The sequence below is a fragment of the Pandoraea pulmonicola genome (assembly GCF_000815105.2).
GTDB classification, from domain to species: Bacteria; Pseudomonadota; Gammaproteobacteria; order Burkholderiales; family Burkholderiaceae; genus Pandoraea; species Pandoraea pulmonicola.
Genome location: NZ_CP010310.2, coordinates 3,891,999 through 3,912,139, shown reverse-complemented (window position 1 = coordinate 3,912,139; position 20,141 = coordinate 3,891,999). Strand labels below are relative to the sequence as shown.

Sequence of the window (20,141 nt, the reverse complement as noted above, 5' to 3'; positions counted from 1 at the left end):
GTCCGGCGCGAGGTCGATGTTCAGGCAACCAGGGGATGGCCCGCGACCTCCAATGTTCTCGTCGCCGGTTCGATCCGTGATGACGAGGTTCCGCGAGGAGACAGGCGCTTGAACGTCAGTGACGCCAACGCACACAATCGGCACTCGCCCCCCGTCTCGCTGAAGACTTGGGCGGTGCAAAAGGCAATGGTTCGGCTGCAACTCACGATTTCCGCGACGCACCGTACCGTGTCGCCAGTCACCGGTGCGAGAAACGACGTCTTGAACTCCAGCGTTGCCATGTCGTCACGGTCTTCGCCCGCGCTTTCGTCGAGCAGTGTCAGTGCGGCATAGCCTGCCGTGGAATCCGCGATCATGGCGACGATGCCGCCTTGCACGGCGCCGCGGTGATGAAGCAACGCGTCTACGATCGGGACGGATGCGACGCACTTGCCACGGGCCAGTTCGTCAACCCTCAATCCGATGTGGCGGTAGGCCGGTTCTTCCGAAAATTGTCTGGCTAGCCAGAGCGTGCGCTGGTCGCTGAGCGGTGGATGAGGTGCGGTGACGTCGATCATGTCTTTGAAGCTTGTAAGCTGAATGAACGGAATGAATAGATGAAAGTTATGGAGAAAGCTCGATGGCGGGGAAGGAAGGTCTCCCGATGGAGATGGGGTTTCTTCAGCGCGTGTCATGGCGATCCGGTTGGCGCAACGTCAGCACAAGGAACGCGGCGATAGCGCCGGAAATCGCCGACGCCATCAGCGCGGCTTCATATCCGCCATGGCCCGCCAGGAAGTAGGCAAAGTACGCGGGGCCGACTGACGTACCGACGAGAAATGCCGCCATCAGCGCGCCGTAGATCTTGCCGAAGTGCCGCATACCGAAGACGCGCGATGTGAGGTAAGCCAGCGTGTCGGCTTCCGCTCCCAGGCCGACGCCAATGAGCAAGGCAGCCAACCACGTGCCGTTTTCGAGCCGGGACAGGAGGAGCGTTCCCAGAGCGGGCGCGAGGAACACGAAGAAGGTCACTTTGAATGGCGAGCGGCCGTCCAGCGCAGCGCCGACCAGCAGCCGGGAGACGACGCTGGCGATGCCGACGATGCTCGCCATCGTGGTTGCCGCATCGACAGTCTGTCCCCTCTCGATGAGGATCGCTGGCGCGTGGATGGTGCTTCCCGTGATGACGGCCGATATCGTGAAAAATGACACGGCCAATATCCAGAAAACCGGGCGTCGTAGCGCACCTCGCAAGTCTTCTCCTTGCTCGGGTCGAGTGACCTGAACTGTGGCGGATGCGTCTCGCAAGGGCGTCTGGGGGAGCGTCAGAATCGCCAATGCGCCCATGATTGCCGTCAACGCTCCCAGTCCCACATAGGCGCCTCGCCAACTGAAGGCATCGAGAAGAACTTTCGCGATTTGCGGCCAGATGGCAATGCCGACGCCGGAGAACGACAGGGCGATGCCCAGCGCCAGGCCTCGCCGTCGATCGAACTGCTCGGCCACCAGGCGTGCGTACGGAAGCGGCGTCTGTCCGGCGCCAAGGCAGGTGGCGAGGACAAGGAAGCACAGGAAGCTGGTCTCGTTCCAGGGGGTGCTGCCCAACAGGGCGAGTCCGCAGGCGAACGCCGCGAGGGACAGTAGCGCGAAGCGCCTTGCCCCGTATCGATCGAGCAACACGCCGCTCATCGGTTGAAGGGCTGCGGTGATGACGAGTGCCGGAGCCATTGTCGACGCGATGGCGGCCACGCTCCAGCCGGTGTGACTTGCGATGGGACGTAGAAATATGCCGAACGAGAACACCAGAACCGGGCCGAGATTGAGGAACATGCCGAGTCCGGCACCCAGGAGGGTGCGCATGGCACGCCAAGGGATTGCGTTTCCCGTCGGAACCGATGGGGACTGTCCTGCTGTTTCCATGAGAGGCCTCCTCGCCCGACCGGGCGAAGAAGGGTGGTCCGCCTCAATGCGCACTTTCGTGCGCCCCCGGGAATTGCATGACGTCGTCTTTCAGTACGATAGCGTATGGAGTGTCTCAGGCCAAATTTCTTAAGTCAATATGGTCATATGTAAGAAATTACAAATTATCCCGGTGTATGGGCCTTGGTGCAGTCGCTGCTTGGGCTCGCTACCGTATAATCGGGCTTCTTCATAAGGACCCAACCCATTGGCGCGTCGATATGCCACGTAAAGCCGCTGCAAGCAAACAGGTGATTTCCGATGCCGACCACGCCGCAACGGTGCGAGCGAAGATTCCTGTCATCGGATATGCGCTGCTTGGTCGACTCGCTCATCAGGACCAGACTGGGTACGAGCTGTCCCTGTTGATGGGGCCTCCCAGGAACTACACATGGGAGGCGAATCACAGCCAGATATATCCCGTGCTTGCCGTGCTTACCGAGGCCGGCTATGTGACGTTCTCTCACGTCGTGCAGGAGTCCAAGCCCAACAAGAAAATCTATCGAATCACTGAAGCGGGGCGAGTTGCATTACGGGAATGGGTCAAGACTGCGCCGACGCATACCCCTACGCGGAACGAGTTCAACCTCAAGGTCGCTTCGCTTGGGCTGTTGTCCGCTGCCGAAGCCGTGGATGTGTTGCATCGTCAGATCGAGATGATCGAGGGAGAGATTCGGGCGATCTCGGAGCACCTTGAGGAAGCACAGGGCAGATATGGGGTGACGTTCCCTGTGGGCGCCGATCACGAACTGTTCGGTTTGTACTCGACCATCACCTTCAGTCGTGAACATCGGGTATTCACCCTTCAGTGGTATCAATGGATGCTGGCCGAATTTCAGCGCGTGTCCGGCGGCGCATAGCCCGCCGGTGGATGCTGCCGGCTGTCGAAACGGTGAGCCGGCGCCGATCGGCCGGCTCGCGTGGGGCACATGCGCATTGCGCCGGCTCAAGCGGCGCGTGGCGACCCCCCGCGGACATGATTCAGGATAGACAGGGCGTCCTCCGGGAGTGCGTCGGCTCTCCATGCGACATGTCCGTCCGGGCGCACGAGCACGTAGTCCCTTTCATACAGGTTCCGAAGTACGCTTGAGTGTATCTGGGCTTCCTCGAACGGCATGCCGAGCGATCTCGCGGCGGCAGTCAACGATGTTGGACCCGGGGCATTGTCGAAGCGAACCAGCACGAACCCACGGCCGAACAGATCAAGTGTCGAACGCCTGTCGTCGAGCCAGGCGTGAGGTGCTCGACTGCCGGGCCACGTCGACGGCTGATACGACATGTGGTCGTCGGGGGGCTCGAGCGTATCGTCAGAAAGGCAAATGGGGGATTGTCGGTAACGGTATCCGAGTTGAATACCCTGCGTCTGGAATTCTCTCAGGCGCAATGCATGAATCTGGTTTTCCACGCGGGTCCTTCTCGCTTGGCCCTGTGCTGAATCGTCATCGAGCATCGGATCCTGCTCGATGAGCGCATCGAAGGTGCGATTGTTCGCGCCTTCGTTGACGTTCCGAACGGCAATAGGACGCCGTTCCACCTCGTAGCTGTCCAGCAACGCGCTGCCGCCCCAACCCTGTATCGTGGCCGCCAACTTCCATCCCAGGTCCACTGCGTCGCCAATGCCGGTGTTGGCGCCGAATCCTCCTTTGGGCCAGCGCAACTGAACGGCATCGCCGAGCAGGAATGTACGCCCGACCCTGTACTTGCTGGCCACGACGCGGTGGCCAGCCCAGGGTTGTGCCCGGATGATCTCCGTCTGCAAGGGGATGCCGATCGCGCGGCTCAATGCCGCTGCGGGGTCAGGGCTTGTGTCTTGCGGTACGTACATGGACATGCGCCATTGATCGCGTCCATTGACCGAGGTGAAGTACGGACGATTCGGCGTGTTCACCGTGTGCAACTGGACGAATCGCTTTCCGAAGCGCGACTCGATTTCGTTCAGAAGCTCTGGCGCCCGAAAGAAAACGGCGAAGTTGTGACCGGTGGCGAATTCGCCGATGAACGGAATGTTCAAGCGCTTCCGTACGTGGCTGCGCCCGCCGTCGCACGCGGCAAGATAAGTCGCGTGAATTTCGTATGTCGAACCGGTTGCGTCATTTCGTACCGTCGCAACGACTGTCTCGCCGCTCTCGCGAAAGTCCAGAAGTTCCGTGTCATATCGCAGGTCCGCGCCCCGTTCTTCGGCGCCGCGCCTCAGTAGCGGATCGAAGATCTGCTTCGGGCAAATGATGTTGCCTTCGGGGGAATGCGGGCTCCGAGCGGGCATCGCGCGATTCGAGGGGGCTTCGAAGGCCGCGAGGAGCTTGCCCGACAACGACGTGGCAAAGCCGACATTCAACGGATAGTCGTCGGGGAACCCTTCGTTGACGCGTGCACGGTCCGCGAGTCCCCAACGCCGCAGATGCTCCATGGTCCTCGAAAAGATGCCTTCTCCAGCAGGAAAGAGCACGCTGCCGTCGCTCTTCTCCACAAGAATGAACGCGATGCCGCGATAGGCAAGTTCGTTCGCCAATGCCAACCCGACCGGGCCAGCGCCAACAATCAAGACGGAGGTCTCAATGTCCTTCATGGATTCCTCGTGTGTAGGGGGAATTTGGTGGAGTCGACCGTTGCTGCCCGGCCGTGGTGCCATGGTGATCTCGCTAAATTTATATGTCAATACAAACATATGATAATGTTGACATATAAAAATGAGTCTGTGAGACTTTGCTCGACTGATATCGGTAATTGTCGATTGATGGCTACGAACCAGGGAGGAAGCGATGGTGGAGGAAGCAAAGGTGCCACTGGCCGAGCGTGCGTCGAATATCGCGCTGCAATGCCAATGGGTCGTGATCGATTTCACGGCGGCGTTTGATGACGGAAATCACGAGGAGATGGTGCGCAACATGGCGCCGGACGGTATCTGGAAACGAGCGGACGGGGAGATCCGGGGGCACGATGCGCTGAGGACCTTCATGGCCCGCCGCCCTGCCGGCCTGCTGGTGCGGCATGTGCTGAGCAATTTGCGTACGCGTTTGGTGTCGCCCGAGGACGCAATCGTCGAGTCCTATGTGACGGCGTATCGCCACGAGTCTCCACAGCGTCTGGATGCCCCTGCGCCTTTGCCTGGGCCGCATGTCGTCGGCAGATATCGCGACGAACTGCGGCTTGTCGATGGCGAATGGAAGTTGGCGTGTCGCCAGGTGTACGTCGACTTCAAGCATCCCTGAGGTGAACGCATGAGACTCGCATCTGTGACCATCGACGGCAAACCCGCCTACGGATTTCTCACCGAAGAGGGATTCGTCGATCTCGTGCCGCATCTCGGTTCGAAGTACGCCGATTTACGTGAGCTGTTGGCGGCGCAAGCGCTTGCGGAGGCTCACGAATTGCTTTCCGGCGCCAGAGCCACGCCGCTGGCCAACGTGGTGTTCGACCGTTTGATCCCGAACCTGGACGCCCGCATGTTCGGGCTGGGGTGGTCGTATCGCGATCATCAGATCGAAACGGGCAAGGACGCTCCCAGTCATCCGTTTCTATTCAACAAGCTCCCGCAGTCGATGGTCGGGGCCGGCCGGGATCTGCTCAGGCCCAGGCATTCGACCCGCTTCGATTTCGAAGGCGAGATCGTGATCGTGATCGGCAAGCCAGGGCGACACATTCCGCCCGCCCGGGCGATGGAGCACGTCGCCGGCTACTCCATCATGATGGACGGCTCTGTGCGCGACTGGCAACAGCACAGTGTCACGGCAGGGAAGAACTTCGACGCCTCGAGCGCATTTGGTCCCTGTCTCGTGACCACCGACGAGATAACCGATCCGTCGCGGATGGAACTCGTGACACGGATCAACGGCGTGGAGATGCAGCGCAGCGCTTTTGGGTTGATGGCGTGGCCTATCGACGAGTTGATCGCTTACGTCTCGACGTTCTGCCGTTTGGAGGCCGGCGATTCCATTTCGACGGGAACACCGGGAGGCGTTGGGCACAAGCGGACCCCCCCGGTGTTTCTGAAATCCGGCGACGAAGTCTCGGTCGCCGTAAGCGGCATCGGCGAGCTGCGAAACCGCGTCGTCGACGAAAGATAGCCCGACTTTCTCAACAAGATTCGCGTGGCCGCGGCATCACATTCCGGACCTTGTGCAACGGCGAACCTCCTGTCTCGGAGCGAATTTCGCCGACGCAGCCGGGTTGGACCATCCATTCCTATCAGGAGACATGCAATGACCTATAAACAACTGATCGACGGCGAACTCGTCACGGGCGCCAAATCACTCTCAGTAATCAATCCGGCGACGGGAAAGGTCTTCGAGAGCTGTGCGCAAGCAGACGAAGCGCAGATGAACCGTGCGGTCGCGGCAGCAAAGCGCGCTTTTCCCGCATGGTCACGCCTCTCGCACGAGGCGCGTCGCGATGCGCTGGATTCCCTTGCCAATGCCATGGAGGCGCGCGCATCCGAGTTCGCCCGGTTGCTGACGATGGAGCAGGGCAAGCCGCTTCCCCAGGCCGAACATGAAATCCAGGGCGCGATCGGCGCCATCCGAACGTTTGCCGCGATGGACACGCCGATGCAAATGCTGCGGGACGTACCTGGAACCCGCATCTACGAACAACGTACGCCGTTGGGCGTGGTGGCAGCGATCACCCCTTGGAACTTCCCCATGCTGTTGATGATGGCCAAGGTGGCGCCTGCGCTCATCACAGGCAATACGGTAATCGCGAAGCCCGCACCCTCGACGCCGCTGACGACTTCGCTGTTTGGTGAAGTCGCCGCAGCGATTCTGCCGCCTGGAGTGCTGAACGTCGTGGTCGACGCGAACGATCTTGGCGGATTGCTCTCCCGTCACCCGGACATCGCCAAAGTGTCGTTCACGGGGGCGACCGCAACGGGAAAGAAGGTGATGGAGAGCGTGGCGGGTACGCTGAAGCGCCTGACGCTCGAGCTCGGCGGCAATGATGCCGCAATTCTCCTCGACGATGCGGACGTCAGTGTCTTCGCGCCGAAGATATTCCAGGCGGCGATGCTCAACGCGGGCCAGGTGTGTTTCGCGGCGAAGCGCGTCTACGCGCCGTCGTCGCGCTACGACGAGATTTGCGAGGCGTTGGCGCAACTGGCCCGCGACGCCGTCGTAGGCGATGGCCTGGAAGCGGGCACGGAGATCGGGCCGATTCAGAATCAGCCTCAGTACGAGAAGGTTCGCGGCTATCTCCAGGATGCGCACGCGCGCGGCACCGTGATCGCGGGTGGTCACGCATTGGAGCGCGAGGGATATTTCATCGCGCCAACGATCGTCCGGGATATCCCGAGCGACGCAAAGCTGGTGAGAGAGGAGCAATTCGGCCCCGTGCTGCCCGTGCTCGCCTACGACCACATCGAAGAAGCCATCGCTCAGGTAAACGACAGCCCGTACGGCCTGGGGGGCACGATCTGGACGGGCGATCCGCAGCGGGCAGTGCGCGTTGCGATGCGGATCGAGAGCGGGATGGTCTGGATCAACAAGCACCTCGACCTTCCGTTCGACATGCCGTTCGGTGGCGCCAAGTCGTCGGGGCTTGGCAGCGAGTATGGCCGGGAGGGAATGGAGGAGTACACCCAGCGAAAGCTCATCAATCTCGCCCCCTGAGCCGGGCTGCCGAACACGGAGGATAGCAATGGCGTTAAAAAATGGTGGTGAACTCGTCGCACGTGCGCTTCAACATCACGGCGTCGAAACGATGTTTGGATTGCATGGTGCGCATATCGACACGATATTTCAGGCGTGCGCCGATCTCGGCATCACGATCGTGGATACGCGGCACGAGGCGGCCGCCGGGCATGCAGCCGAGGGGTTTGCACGTACGACGCGTCGCATGGGCGTTGCGCTGGTGACGGCCGGTGGAGGGTTCACCAATGCGATGACAGCAATGGCGAACGCGTTCCTCGATCGCACGCCGGTGCTTTTTCTGACCGGATCCGGTGCGCTTCGCGATGCGGAAACCAACACGCTGCAGGCGGGATTCGATCAGATTGCGATGGCGAAACCCGTCACGAAGTGGGCGCACCGCGTCACTTCGGCCGAGCAGATCCCGCGGCTCGTGTCCCAGGCAATTCGGATCGCGAACGCGGCGCCACGCGGCCCCGTTCTGCTGGATCTCCCTTGGGATGTGTTGACCGCCCAGGTGGAAAGCCCCGATACGGAAGCGTCGGTCATGAACGTGCCCCGTTCATGCGGACTCAGCCGCGAGGATGCCGAACGGGTGTTCCAATCTCTGCGTGAAGCGCAGCGCCCCGTCATTGTCGTCGGATCCGAAGCGACGACCGGGGGCGGTACCGACGAGCTCAAGGCGCTGGCCGAGTCGCTCAGGGCACCGGTGTTTGCCGATAGCGAGGGACTCCAGGCGTTGCAGGGGCTGCCGGAGTCGCTTTACGGTGGACTGATCCAGGGCATGTATGGACTGAGCGCCGAGGGGATCGAACCCGACGTGGTGCTCTGTCTGGGGCTGCGATTCGGATTGAGCATAGGGCATGGCGACGGAAAGCTCATTCCCCGTGGCGCCCGCATTCTCCAGGTCGATCCGGATGCCCGGGAGATCGGACGTCTGCAACCCGTCGCGATGGGACTGGTGGCCGATGTGGGCGCTGCCATCAAGACGCTGGGCGAACTCGCGCGCGCCCATGAGGCGGCAGGAAGCGAATGGCCGGAGAGGGTCCGGGCACATGTCAGGCGCCGCTATGACCATGTATTCGACTCGGTCCGGGACGCGCAGCCCCGTCCGCTTCATCCGCTGCTCGCGTCGGAGGTGGTGGCGGCCCACATCGACGAGAACACCGTTGTCGTGGCCGATGGCGCCTTGACCTATCTATGGCTCACCGAGGTCATCTCGAGCGCCCGGCCGGCGAGCTTCCTTTGTCATGGCTATTTGGGCTCGATGGGTGTCGGTTTCGGTATCGCGCTGGGTGCCCAGGCGGCGAGCGCGAAGTCGGGCCAGCGCACCATCCTGGTCACCGGGGACGGCGCGCTCGGCTATAGCATCGCGGAGTTCGACTCCGCGGTTCGGCATGGTTTGCCGCTCATCGTGGTGGTGATGAACAACCGCAGTTGGGGCGCCACACTGCATTTCCAGCAGGCAGTGGCGGGGCCCGAGAGAATCACCAATACCCGACTGGAGAATGGCCGCTACCACGACGTCGCCTCGGCTTTCGAGGCGGACGGCTATCTAGCCACCGATGCCGAAGAGCTTCGCACCGCGATGGCGAGTGCGCTCGCCGGAAATCGGCCCGCCTGCATCAATGTGCTCGTTGATCTGGATCCCATACCGCCGGAGGAGCGCTTCATCATGGGCTTGGATCCTCTGACGCCGCCCGCCGCATCCGAACAACCGCGAACCGAACCCCAGAACGCATGGAGCAAGAAATGACTGGAATGATCAAGAACAAAGTGGTGATAGTGACCGGGGGCGCGAGCGGAATCGGTGCCGGAATCGCGCTTGCTGCGGCTCGCCACGGTGCGGCCACCATCATCATTGGCGACCTCACTGATTCGCCGCGGGAAGGGGGAGAGCCGATCGTCGAGCGGCTGCGTGCGATGGATGTGGACGTCGTGTTTCATCGGTGCGACGTGACGAATCGCGCCGAGGTCGGCGCCCTCGTCGATGTGGCAAAGCGCTTCGGCGGTGTGGACCTCATGGCGTGCAACGCGGGAATCGCGTTGGCATCCGACGGTCCCTGGATCAGCCCGGACGACTTCCACAGGCTGCTCGCCGTCAATCTCGATGGCGTGCTTTTCGGTGCACAGGCCGCCGCCGAGCAGATGATGGCGCTCGGAAAACGGGGAGCGATCGTCGCCACATCGAGCATGGGCGGCACGCGAACCGGTCAGCTTACTACCGCGTATTCGACCAGCAAGGCGGGCGTGAACATGATGGTGGCTGCGCTGGCCGACGCGTTCGGTCCGTCCGGGATTCGCGTCAACGCGGTTTGCCCGGGGCTGATCAACACCGCATTGTCCGAATCGTCGCCCGAAGTCGCCAAGTTGTTCGAGGGCATGCGTGCGCGCATGCCGCTACGCCGCATCGGCTCGCCGGAAGAAGTCGGCAACGCGGTCGTATGGCTGGGCTCGGACCTGGCGTCGTTCATCACGGGCGTTGCGCTGCACGTCGATGGTGGCCAGACCGTGGTTCTCTGACAAGGACATTGCGAATCGCTGGCGCGCCGGAGGTGGCCCGCGCAGCGTTACCCAGATCAAAGGAGATCCCATGAACGAGAAAGTTGAAGCGAACGCCGACGCACTACGGGCACTGAGCGGCAGCACGCGGAGCATGCCTGGTGTTCGAATCGCGGAGGTGGTGCTGCAGACGTCGAACTACGACGCATTGCGAAGCTGGTACGAAGCTGTCTTGGGGCGCGAGTGGAGCATCGTCAATACACCGTCCAAGGACAAGGAAATTCAGAACAAGCATGGCGATGGCGGCAAGCAGGTGCATGCGAGCGACGTGCGTTCGTCGTTCATGTTTCTCGACCGTTCGCTCCCGTACGGACAGATGTTCGCGATTTTCGAGATATCGTCTGTCGGGAAGATGCCGACCAATGACCCTGGTTTGAATCACATGCAGTTCAAGCACGTGAATCTCGAGGCGCTCATCGAGCGTGTCAAGGCATTGCGCGACGCGGGCCTTCATCCTCACCGCAGCGCCAACCATGGCCCGGTGACGAGTTTCTACTTCCGGGATCCGGATCAGAACGTCGTGGAGCTGTGCAGCAACAACTACGACACGGAAGAGGCATTCTTCGGGTACTTCAAAACCGAAGCATTCAGAAGCAACCCCTCCGGCATTGATATCGACCGCGATGCCTTTATCGCCCGATACGACAGTGGCGAAACGAAAGAGCAGCTGGTCCGAATCGCTTAGCGTCGTTCCGGACGTGGTTGGCGAAGCGCCCGCGCCGCAGCGCAAGGGCGCCATCAAACAAAAAAATGATGTCGCGTCCTCCCGCTGCCTCGGGAGGACGACGACACGAAGGAGACATCAATGAACGAGCAACGAGATCTCGGCACGCTTCAGGTTGTCGACGAACCGCCTCCGAAGGCCCCTCCGTTTCATCTGCGTGCGCACCACTGCGGCATCAGCATTCCCGACCTCGAACGATCGATCGCCTGGTACAGAAAATACCTCGGCTTCGCCGTCGAGTACAGAACGAACATGCCGGCCGTCCCGTTCAAGGGGGCGTTCATGCGTCGCGATTCGACCCGTATCGAACTTTTCGAGATACCCGACGCGGCACGCCTGCCGGCGGAGCGACGCGATCCCGTCGCCGATCTCAAGACACATGGCACCAAGCATCTGGCGCTGGAAGTCGATGACCTGAATGCGACCTTTCAATGGTTGACGCGACAAGGTGTCGATGTGGCATTCCCACCCTTCGAGTCACATGGTTTGGCGGGTTGCTATATCCGGGACCCGGACGGCATCCTGATCGAACTCATCGAGCATCGGGACGGCCGCGGCTTCATTTGAGCGAGCGGCAATACGTTTTTCGCGCGGTTGCCGGGCTGATGGCCGGCGCCGTCGAAGCATGGAAGCAAAGACACTCGGAGGATGACATGGAAGCACTGGACGACGTAGTCGCGCCGGGCGTGGTGCGCGTGCCGGAAAAACTCGATTGGCCGGCCGTGCGTGTGTTGCTTGGGGCTGGCGTGGGCATGTTCCTGACGATCGGACCGGTACTGGTTTTCACATTCGGCATTTTTCTTGAGCCGGTCGCGAGGCTGAATACCTGGAGCGCCGTCCGGCTGGCCTCCGCAGTCGGGCCTGCGCTGCTGATCGTTGCTTTGATTCAGCCGGCGACGGGCACCATACTCGACAAATACGGACCGAAACGGTTTGCATTGGTCGCGATCCCGGTGTTCGCGCTCGGCCTCATCGGTGTGGGCGCCTTGCCTCATACGGAGAGCGGATTCATCGGTTGTCTTGTGCTGGCCATCTGCCTCGGTGCTGGCCAAACGCCGGTGGTGTACTCGTATCTCGTCTCCGAATGGTTCGACAGGCATCGTGGTCTGGCGCTCGGCTTCGTCCTGTCCTTCTCCGGGTTGGGTGTTGCCGCTTGGCCTGGCATCGCGGGCTATCTCATCACCGTCGCGGGTTGGCGCATGGCATATGTCATTCTCGGCGTCATCGTCCTGACGGTGGGCACATTCGCCGCGGTATGCCTCATTCGAGATCCAGCGGACGCCCGGCGAAGTTCGCACGGTACTACCGCGGTGCGCGATGGACTGGCGTTGAAAGACGCGGTCCGGCATCGCGGCTTCTGGATTCTGGCCACGTCATTTTTCATCATGGCTGCCGTAACGACGGGGGCCGTCGTTCATATGCCGGCCATGCTGATGGGAAAGGGGCTGTCGCTGCAAAGTGCTGCGTCGATGAGCGGCCTCGTGGGCGTGGCGAGCATCATTGCCTGCTGGCTGATCGGCGCCGTCCTCGACCGCGTTTTCCCGCCGCTCGTCACCTGCCTCGTACTGCTTTGTCCCGCGCTCGGCTGCTGGGTGCTGCACGCCTTTGGTTTTACCGGCGCACCGGTCGCCGCGCTGTTGATCGGGGTCGGGCTGGGCGCCGAAGGCGACGCCTTGGGTTACGTTGCGTCGAGAATCTTCGGCCTCAAGCACTTCGGGGCAGTCTACGGGGCATTGATGGTGGTGTTTCTCTTGGGGGCCGCAGCCGGCCCTGCGATGTTCGCGTTCTGCCTTGCGGGATACGGGGGATATGCGTCGGCGCTACCCCTGTCGGCAGCTACGGGCACATGCGCCGCGCTCATGGTACTGCTGATACGGAGAAGTGACTTCCAATACCAATAGGCAGCGCCGACCGGTGCGAAATACTCCGGTCCGAAAATCGAAGCGAACGCGTGAGTCGATTGGTTCGATGCATCGGAATTCTCAAATTAATTAGTAATACTAAAAAAATAAATAAAATGTGTTTGGAGACATTACCCCATGAAGCTGTTGAATATTCTTATCGGAAGCGTCATTGTTCTGACAACGAGGCATGCCATTGCCGGGAACATGACGTTGTTCGGGTTGATTGATGCAGGAATCACATATGAGAACAACGTTGGCGGAAAATCAAGCGCCAGATTCGTTGACGGTATCGTCGTTCCCAACATCTTCGGTATTCGCGGAGATGAGAATCTGGGCGGAGGGACGCGAGTCGTTTTCTCGTTGGTCGGGCAGTTCGGTCTCGGTTCGGGCGCCACGGTTCCGGAGCCGGATGCGATTTTTGGCCGCGAGGCTTACGTGGGAATCTCGGACAATCAATTCGGTCGCGTCACGATGGGACAGCAATACGACTTCATGACGGATTCGTTGACGTTCGCCCGTGTGGACGGGGGCATTCTCTTTGCCGGCGCCTACAATTTCAGACAAGGACCGTTCTCCAAGCTAGCGATCCCCGGCAATCCGACGGGCTCGTTCGATTTCGACCGCATGGGGGGCAGCGCGCGAGTCTCAAATTCGGTGAAGTACACAAGCCCTGACATTCGCGGTCTGCAATTCGGCGCGCTGTACGGCTTTGGCAAATCGTCGGGAGGAGCGCCGGAAGGCCACACCGTGAGTCTGGGCGCCAAGTATGGCAATGGTCCGATGATGGTCGGTGCCGCTTTCGTGGTGATCAAGTACCCGTTGGCCAATGGCTCGAGCACTCTCGTTAGAAGTTGGGGGATCGGTGCGAATTACCAACTGGGCGATGTTCTGCCATTCGTTCTCTATACGTCGACGAGAAATACACTCAATCGAGCTCAGATCGATATTTTTGAGATAGGCGCCGATTACAAGTTTGGAGGGGCGTGGGCATTTGGTGCGGATTTTCAGATCATGTCCGGCAATGCCTATTTGAATCATAATCGGGGGAGCCAGCTTACTGCGGCGTTGCGATATTCGTTGTCGAAGCTGACGGACCTGTATATGGAGAATGTTCATCAGGTTGCTTCGGGCGACGGTGGTGGCGTCAATGCCTGGATCATTGGTGTTCCCGAGGCGTCGCTGTCCAACAAGCAGTGGCTCTTGCGTATCGGCATGGTGACTCGGTTCTAAGGCAGGGCGATGGCGCAGTCTCGGCCCGCAGGAACCGTCTTGTGTATCGTGCGGGCGTGCTTCATCATTCTTTGGTCGCACGAATTTTTCAGGAAACCTATTGACTTGCAATGAACATCCTCTACAGGCCCGCAGTACCTGACGACACTCTTGCTTGCATCGAGTTGAGAGGAAGAACGAGAGAGAACGCGTTCTCGAAAGACGAGCTTGCCGCGATTGGCGTTACCGCTGAAAGCTGGCGAGCCGGAATAGAGTCCGGCGCCGTGCCGGGATACATCGCCCTATCGGACGGCATGCTTGCCGGTTATTGCTTTGGCGATCGCGACACAGGCGAGATCGTCGTGTTAGCGATCCTGCCCGAGTTCGAAGGCGCAGGCCTCGGCAAAGCACTGCTCAGGTTAGTCATGGAGGACTTCCGTCGCAACGGTTTCCAGAAGCTGTTTCTCGGATGCTCGACGGACCCGGCGGTGCGATCGTTCGGCTTCTACCGCCATTTGGGCTGGAAGCCAACCGGCGAACTCGACGCGGCAGGCGACGAGATACTGGTGTATTGGTTGGATTGAATGCAGGCTGGTGTTGGAGCCGGCGCTCCCGTCGTCGCGTCGGTCCAAGGCTTCGAGCCGGTGTTTCCAAAGTCGCAATGGCGCCGCGCTTCGAATGGCACGCAGCCCAGCCGGAATGGACGCTGTACGACGCAGAGGCATCCATACGCGTGCCCGTCGCCGGACGATTGAAGATCGATAGCGCCGAGGCGTTGCGGCGCGCCGCCGCGAGCGGGCTGGGCATCGCCATGCTGCCGGCGTTTCTGGTCGAGCGCGACCTGCGCGCAAGACGGCTCGTCGAAGTGTTGCCCGATTACGCCGCGCCGGAGCGGCCGCTGCACGTCGTGTATCTGCGTGAGCGGCAGACGTCGCCGAAACTGCGCTGCTTCATCGACTTCGTCGTCGAACGCTTCGGGGCAGACGCGGGAGCCAAGTGACTGTCCCGTTGGCCTTCAGAACTTCTTGCTGTATCCGAATGCTACGAAGTTGACGGTGTTGTACGGGCTGGTCATCGCGTTCAATGAATCTCCCGAGCCTTTCACCGCGGCGCGGAATCCGTAGCTGTACGCGACGGAAATCTCATCGGACGTCGTGGGGCGGTATGTCGCACCCAGCGTCAGATTGTGGCGTGTGGTAAGCGGCGCGGCGAAGGAGAATGCCGTGTTGTTGCTCACGATCTGGCTGCTGGCCTCGGCGAAACCGGCACGCAGGGTGATCTTCGACGACAGGTCGTACGACACGCCGATGCGAATGACATTCTGATTGCGCCAGCCGAATCCCGGCCCGTCCTTCGATCCGAGAATGCCGTTGCCCGGGAAAGCATTGCCGAAGACCGGGACGTCGGCATACAGATATCGCAGGAAGTCGAATGCGACCAGTACCTTCGGATTCACCCGATAGGCGAGGCCCACGCCAAACGATGCCGGCTGGTCGACGCGGCCGCCGTCCGCGAGAATCGCCGAGTATTTCGTGAACGGGCTGTAGTGAACCTCGGTGGCGTAGAATGCGCCGCCCGTGAGACCGGGAACCAGTTCGCCATACCATCCGAACCGCAGGCCGGCGCCAACAGCCCAATCCCGCCCGCGATTGCCTTGCCCCGTTTGCGCCTCGATGCCGTCGAGGTAGAGGGTGCTGATACCGGTGACCAGGGAAGCCCCGAGCCACTGGCCCGGCAGGATCTGGTAGGCGAGCGTCGGCGCCACGTTGACGAACACGAGTTGGTCCGCCGTCGTCGAATTGCCCGGGAACAGGTTATTCCCGTAAACCCCGCCGTAGTTGGCACCGCCTCCCGAGCCCCACACCGAAACGCCCACGGCCAGATTTTCCGTGAGGCGGCGCGACAGACCGAACTCGGGGAAAGGAATCAGGCCGCGTCTGCCCTGATAGTCCACGCCGGCCAACTCGGCTCCCGAATTCGTTTGAAGAATGCCGAATGCGCCGTCCAGCCGGTTGCCGACCACCCCCATGCCGGCAGGGTTGGTTGCGGCTGCCAGGGCCGTCTGAGGCGCCGCCACCGACGCGCCGCCCATTCCCTGCTCCTGAATACCGTAACCGTGCATGAAGATGCCGGTGGCGGCGTGCGATGCACTCATTGCCATCGGGCCGAGGATGGCCGCCGCCGCAAGATGTTTCGAAAGATCCATGCTGTCTCCGTACCTCCGGATGTGCGCGGAATCGTTCGTCACGAGGCGACGTTCGCACGCCATGCGGAATTTATAATTTGAAGTGCTAATTGATTCGCCTGGCCGTGATTGTCGAAATCGTCGGTAAGTGCCGAGAAGTGCGGGATGTGCAGCGCCGGGATGACGTGGCGCCGCACGTCCCGCGAGACGCGAGCCTTACTTGACGAGCGTCGCGGGCGACGGCGCCGTCAGCGTGATGGCCAGCGCAAGCTTCTCGAACAGCCATCGTCCCGACTGCCGAGTCAGGTGCCCGGTGAGCTTGGCGCAACCCAGAATCTCGACGGGGCGACGGTCCATGCCGAACTTCACGATGTAGCCATGTATCACCGGCGCGTCGTTGTTGCCTTCCACGACGAAGTTGGTCGCGGTATGCATGGCGCCGTCCTCGGCACCCTTGTCGATGTGCGCCTGAATGAACGCCTCGATGGCCTCACGTCCGTGGTACACGCCATAGTTGGCGTCGAAGGCGCCGTCCTTGGTGAACGACTCGGCCCATGCGCGGGCGTTGTGGTTATCCAGCGCCTGATAAGCCCGCGCCACGGCTTCCTGGACTTCAAGTTTCGTTTCCGCCGAAATCATCATGTCGATTCTCCTTTGAGAGTTTTCAACCGAGCGCCGGAACGGCGGTCGACCAGAACCGTTCGAGCACGTCGTTGAAGGGTTTGCCGATGCGTTGCACGGCATGAGTGGAACCTGGGAAGATCTCCCGTTGCGCATTCAGGGCGTTGGCCAGCGTGTCGCAGATGGCTTCGAACACGGGGCTGCATTGCCCGGAGACGATGAGCTTCGGGAATCGGGCGAGCGCGATCTGCGCGAGCGGAATGTAGGTTGCCCAGGGCGTTTCGGTCTTCAGATTGACCGTCGCTGCCACGAGCCCTGGCGGGAGCGGGGAGGGCAGTTGCAGCGGCATCCGCAGGGCGGCCGCAAAGCCGTCGAGGAACGTGGGGGCATCGGCGTCCGAAGCGCGGGCCCAATGCTGTTGCATCGCCAGCGACGCCGCCGCCACGACCGGATGGGCCGCCGCATTGGGAAACGCCGGTGGTTCGATGAGCGTGAGCGAGCGCACGCGATCCGGCGCGAGCGCGGCTGCACGTGCCGAGATGACGCCACCCATCGACGTGCCGACGAGATGCGCGCCGTCCTGCAGCAACTCGACGATGTCGCCGGCGTCGACGTCGGGATTGACGCGGGAAATCGGCGGATTGCCGCCATACCCACGTCGATTCACGATGGTCAGTCTGAATCGCTCGGCCAGCGCCAGTTGCGCCGAGAAGGCGGCGTGCCCGTCGTTCAGGCTTCCGTGGACCATCACGACACGATCGCCATGATCGCCAAGTGTCGCGATATCGAGTTTCATGTTTCTCTCCTCGTCACGTGGATTGAGTTCCCGACCGCGCCAACGTCGACGATGATCGCGAGGCGTCTTGCAGCGGGGAAATTGCGATGCGGTGGCCGGCAGGTCTATACGGTCCCGCTGCCGTTGCAACGAAGACATCGTCCGTAGCCATAATTCCGGGCACTAGCGCGAACGCGAAGACTTGCTATCGGATTTGCGAAATTCGGCGCGGCGGACGAGCTCCGTCGGTTGGCATGCTGGGATGGCTCTGGAATAGCGCGGGGACAGCTCGGGCGGGCGAGCAGGGGGAGATGCGACGGTGTTCGGAGACTGACCTATCGGGTGGCGCGGCTATCTGGCCAATACCTCGGATGGCTTTTTCCCGTAGCGGCGCCTGAAATGCGCGGAGAACTCGCCCAGGTGGACAAAGCCCCACTGGAGGGCGACATCGGTGACGGAGACGCTGCCGGGCGTGGCCGAGGCCAGTGCCTCGTACGCGCGCTCCAGTCGCTGCGCGCGCAGCCACTGGGCGGGCGAGACGTCCAGATCGCGCTGGAAGCCCAGTTGCATGCTGCGCAGGCTGACGCCGCACTCGCGCGCCACGTCGCTGAGCCGGATCGGCTCGCCGATGCGCTCGAGCATGTACGCCATGGCGCGCCGGATCTGCGCGGCGGGCGCACGCCTGGGCGTCGCGTTCAGCGACTCGCTGAAGCTATTGGGTTGCGTCAGCAGCAGCGTTTCGATCAACAACTCTTCAAGCTGGAGGAGCAGCCGCGGGTACGCTTGCGAGTTGCCGAGCGCCGTCAGGCTTGCCGCGGTTTCGAGCAGCGTCAGCCACGGGGCGGGAGGGGCCGCGAGGGCGAGGTCGAAATGCACCGGTTCGAGCCTGGCCGTCCCGAGCATGCTGGCGCACACCGACTCGACCCGTTGCCGATTCAGGCGCAGCATGAGCTGGTCGAAACTGGCGCCGATGTCGAGCCTGAACTCGTGGTACGGGCCGACGATCGTGCCATGCCCCCTGGACAGGCCGGTGGACGCCGCGCCATAGGCGAAATTGGCTTTGCCGCCCAACGGCAGAGAAATGATGAAGTTGTCTTCGTCCGGTCTCGCCGGGACGACGGTGACATCGCCACCGTAGCGAAGCCGGCTGAGCGACAATGGTCCCAGCGGCAGATGATGGAGGCGTGCGGCAATGCGACCACGCCGGCGATTCACGATGAGCTGATGCGGCCGCAACGCGTGCGCACAGCCGAGCGCGACAGCGTCGGGGTCTTCGCTGGAGAGCAGGAGATGCTCCGTGCGAAAGATATCATCGGCAATTCTCGATACCACCGTTCTCATCGACTCGCTCCACCGGCCTGTGCGCCGCGTCACGAAAAGTATAGAAGGCGTCCGGCGGGCTGACAGGTGGGGGAAACGACGATTCGGTCCGTCCCGCTAGGCCGGCTCCACCATGCTGAATATCCGGCGGGTCGTACCGTCCGGCGACTCCGCCATTTCCCGGGTCACTCGCCAGAAGGTCTCCAGAAATGCCAGAGCCGCGCCTTGCAGTGGTTCATAGCGTCGCGTGATGAGGCATGTCGTGCTTTCGTCGGTGATGGCGTCGAAGTCCAGCGCGACAAACCGGTCGCGCATGTCCGGCGTTTCGATCAACGGCCACGGCACGGCCGTCAACATGTCCGTCGAACGGACGATCGCCAGCGCCGCATTCACCGATCGCGCGAAGTGGCAGCGTTGCACGGTCTTATCCCGCTGCTCCTCCACCAGCAGCCGGATCGCCAGCGCCGTGCGTTCCATCGAACGGCTCAGCAGCCAGTCGTAACCGGCCAGATCGGCAATCGTGCGGGCGTTCGCGGCCGGGTGCTCGAGTCGGCAAACCACGGCGAACGAATAGGTGTAGATCGGCCGGATCTCCAGCGCACGCTCCTGACCGACGTCCGGATTCGGACCGAATGCGAAATCCAGATGCCCGCTGCGCACGGCCTGATAGTCGCCGCCGAGATGTTCCGCAATGTCGAGCTGCACGTCGGGACGCAACTGCCGGAACGCCCGCACCACGACCGGAATCACGCTGTGCATCAACCAGGGGGTGACGGCCATGCGCACCGAGCCACCCTGTTTCGCCCCGGCAAGCACGGCGTCTTCGCTGGCCCGGCGCAACTGCCCGAGGATCAACCGGGCGTGAGAGAGCAGAGCCGTACCGGCCGGCGTCAGCGCCACACCATCGGCGCGTCGCTCCATCAGCACCACGTCCATGGAGCTTTCCATTTCCCGCAAAGCCTTGCTGACAGCGGTTGGCGAGCGCCCCAACCGGTTCGCGGCCGTGCGCACGCTGCCGTGATCGGCCACGGCCACGAGGCATTCGAGTTGGTGCAGCTTCAGATCTGACGACATGGTCGGGGAGCAGGAAGGAGGGCATGGGCGTCGTATGGAGGCGACAGTAGATCATCGACCGGCATGGCACGGGCGTCAACCATAGGTTGACGCGAAAATTTGGCGTTGTCTCCCCGGGGCAAATCGATCTGGCTACCATGCGTCGAAATTTCATAAGCCGCACAAGAACAATTCGAGAGCAAGGCCGCGTCCGACGGCCGACAACGCAAAC

General features: G+C 61.8%; 20 protein-coding genes. 12 read left to right on the top strand and 8 right to left on the bottom strand.

The features are described 5' to 3' along the window. Positions 1–20: 20 nt before the first annotated feature. Both RO07_RS16660 and RO07_RS16655 read right to left on the bottom strand, forming a co-directional pair. Positions 21–674 (bottom strand): PaaI family thioesterase, encoded by a 654-nt coding sequence (locus tag RO07_RS16660; protein WP_084072660.1) that lies wholly within the window; start codon positions 672–674, stop codon positions 21–23. Beyond that, a complete protein-coding gene (locus tag RO07_RS16655) occupies positions 661–1,839 on the bottom strand; it encodes an MFS transporter (RefSeq protein ID WP_039412545.1) in 1,179 nt (392 codons plus the stop codon). Before RO07_RS16655 ends, RO07_RS16660 begins: the two co-directional genes overlap by 14 nt. Before the next feature lie 320 nt (positions 1,840–2,159). On the opposite strand from RO07_RS16655, the gene RO07_RS16650 reads away from it, so the two are divergent. Beyond that, the gene (locus tag RO07_RS16650) at positions 2,160–2,798 is read left to right on the top strand and encodes a helix-turn-helix transcriptional regulator (RefSeq protein WP_052267397.1); all 639 of its coding nucleotides are present in this window, start codon (positions 2,160–2,162) and stop codon (positions 2,796–2,798) included. Positions 2,799–2,884: 86 nt separating this feature from the next. On the opposite strand, the gene RO07_RS16645 is transcribed toward RO07_RS16650, so the two are convergent. Then, positions 2,885–4,504: an FAD-dependent monooxygenase gene (locus tag RO07_RS16645; protein WP_039412543.1), complete on the bottom strand. Its 1,620-nt coding sequence runs from the start codon at positions 4,502–4,504 to the stop codon at positions 2,885–2,887. Positions 4,505–4,697: 193 nt separating this feature from the next. Here RO07_RS16645 and RO07_RS16640 point away from each other — a divergent pair, with 193 nt between their 5' ends. The 11 genes from RO07_RS16640 (at position 4,698) to RO07_RS26620 (ending at position 14,955) form a co-directional block, all read left to right on the top strand. Continuing rightward, a complete protein-coding gene (locus tag RO07_RS16640) occupies positions 4,698–5,147 on the top strand; it encodes a nuclear transport factor 2 family protein (RefSeq protein ID WP_039412541.1) in 450 nt (149 codons plus the stop codon). Between the two features lie 24 nt (positions 5,148–5,171). Then, the gene (locus tag RO07_RS16635; protein WP_160118108.1) at positions 5,172–6,002 is read left to right on the top strand and encodes a fumarylacetoacetate hydrolase family protein; all 831 of its coding nucleotides are present in this window, start codon (positions 5,172–5,174) and stop codon (positions 6,000–6,002) included. 24 nt (positions 6,003–6,026) lie between these two features. Next, positions 6,027–7,538, top strand: a complete 1,512-nt coding sequence (locus RO07_RS16630) for an aldehyde dehydrogenase family protein (RefSeq protein WP_237171277.1) — start codon at positions 6,027–6,029, stop codon at positions 7,536–7,538. 28 nt (positions 7,539–7,566) lie between these two features. Continuing rightward, positions 7,567–9,312 (top strand): thiamine pyrophosphate-binding protein, encoded by a 1,746-nt coding sequence (locus RO07_RS16625; protein ID WP_072637082.1) that lies wholly within the window; start codon positions 7,567–7,569, stop codon positions 9,310–9,312. Positions 9,313–9,317: 5 nt separating this feature from the next. Beyond that, complete coding sequence (locus RO07_RS16620) at positions 9,318–10,079, top strand: glucose 1-dehydrogenase (RefSeq protein ID WP_237171276.1); 762 nt, start codon at positions 9,318–9,320, stop codon at positions 10,077–10,079. A gap of 70 nt (positions 10,080–10,149) precedes the next feature. Continuing rightward, positions 10,150–10,803, top strand: a complete 654-nt coding sequence (locus RO07_RS16615) for a VOC family protein (protein WP_052267396.1) — start codon at positions 10,150–10,152, stop codon at positions 10,801–10,803. A gap of 120 nt (positions 10,804–10,923) precedes the next feature. Then, a complete protein-coding gene (locus RO07_RS16610) occupies positions 10,924–11,409 on the top strand; it encodes a VOC family protein (RefSeq protein WP_052267395.1) in 486 nt (161 codons plus the stop codon). Between the two features lie 86 nt (positions 11,410–11,495). Further along, positions 11,496–12,743 (top strand): MFS transporter, encoded by a 1,248-nt coding sequence (locus tag RO07_RS16605; RefSeq protein ID WP_160118109.1) that lies wholly within the window; start codon positions 11,496–11,498, stop codon positions 12,741–12,743. Between the two features lie 138 nt (positions 12,744–12,881). Further along, positions 12,882–13,976: a porin gene (locus RO07_RS16600; protein ID WP_039412531.1), complete on the top strand. Its 1,095-nt coding sequence runs from the start codon at positions 12,882–12,884 to the stop codon at positions 13,974–13,976. Between the two features lie 110 nt (positions 13,977–14,086). Next, entirely contained in the window at positions 14,087–14,539 is a 453-nt protein-coding gene (locus RO07_RS16595; protein WP_039412528.1) for a GNAT family N-acetyltransferase, read from the top strand. A gap of 77 nt (positions 14,540–14,616) precedes the next feature. Then, complete coding sequence (locus RO07_RS26620) at positions 14,617–14,955, top strand: LysR substrate-binding domain-containing protein (protein WP_084072656.1); 339 nt, start codon at positions 14,617–14,619, stop codon at positions 14,953–14,955. Between the two features lie 15 nt (positions 14,956–14,970). Here the strand turns inward: RO07_RS26620 and RO07_RS16585 are convergent, their stop codons facing one another. The 5 genes from RO07_RS16585 to RO07_RS16565 all read right to left on the bottom strand — a co-directional run bounded on the left by RO07_RS16585 (position 14,971) and on the right by RO07_RS16565 (position 19,930). Next, positions 14,971–16,161 carry an OmpP1/FadL family transporter gene (locus tag RO07_RS16585; protein ID WP_039412525.1) on the bottom strand — a complete coding sequence of 397 codons (1,191 nt, stop codon included), beginning with the start codon at positions 16,159–16,161 and terminating at the stop codon, positions 14,971–14,973. Positions 16,162–16,356: 195 nt separating this feature from the next. Further along, positions 16,357–16,782: a nuclear transport factor 2 family protein gene (locus RO07_RS16580; protein ID WP_039412522.1), complete on the bottom strand. Its 426-nt coding sequence runs from the start codon at positions 16,780–16,782 to the stop codon at positions 16,357–16,359. Between the two features lie 22 nt (positions 16,783–16,804). Continuing rightward, entirely contained in the window at positions 16,805–17,557 is a 753-nt protein-coding gene (locus tag RO07_RS16575; RefSeq protein ID WP_052267394.1) for an alpha/beta fold hydrolase, read from the bottom strand. Positions 17,558–17,887: 330 nt separating this feature from the next. Beyond that, positions 17,888–18,877 (bottom strand): AraC family transcriptional regulator, encoded by a 990-nt coding sequence (locus RO07_RS16570; protein ID WP_039412519.1) that lies wholly within the window; start codon positions 18,875–18,877, stop codon positions 17,888–17,890. Between the two features lie 96 nt (positions 18,878–18,973). Further along, positions 18,974–19,930 carry a LysR family transcriptional regulator gene (locus RO07_RS16565; RefSeq protein ID WP_052267393.1) on the bottom strand — a complete coding sequence of 319 codons (957 nt, stop codon included), beginning with the start codon at positions 19,928–19,930 and terminating at the stop codon, positions 18,974–18,976. Positions 19,931–20,141 lie beyond the last annotated feature (211 nt).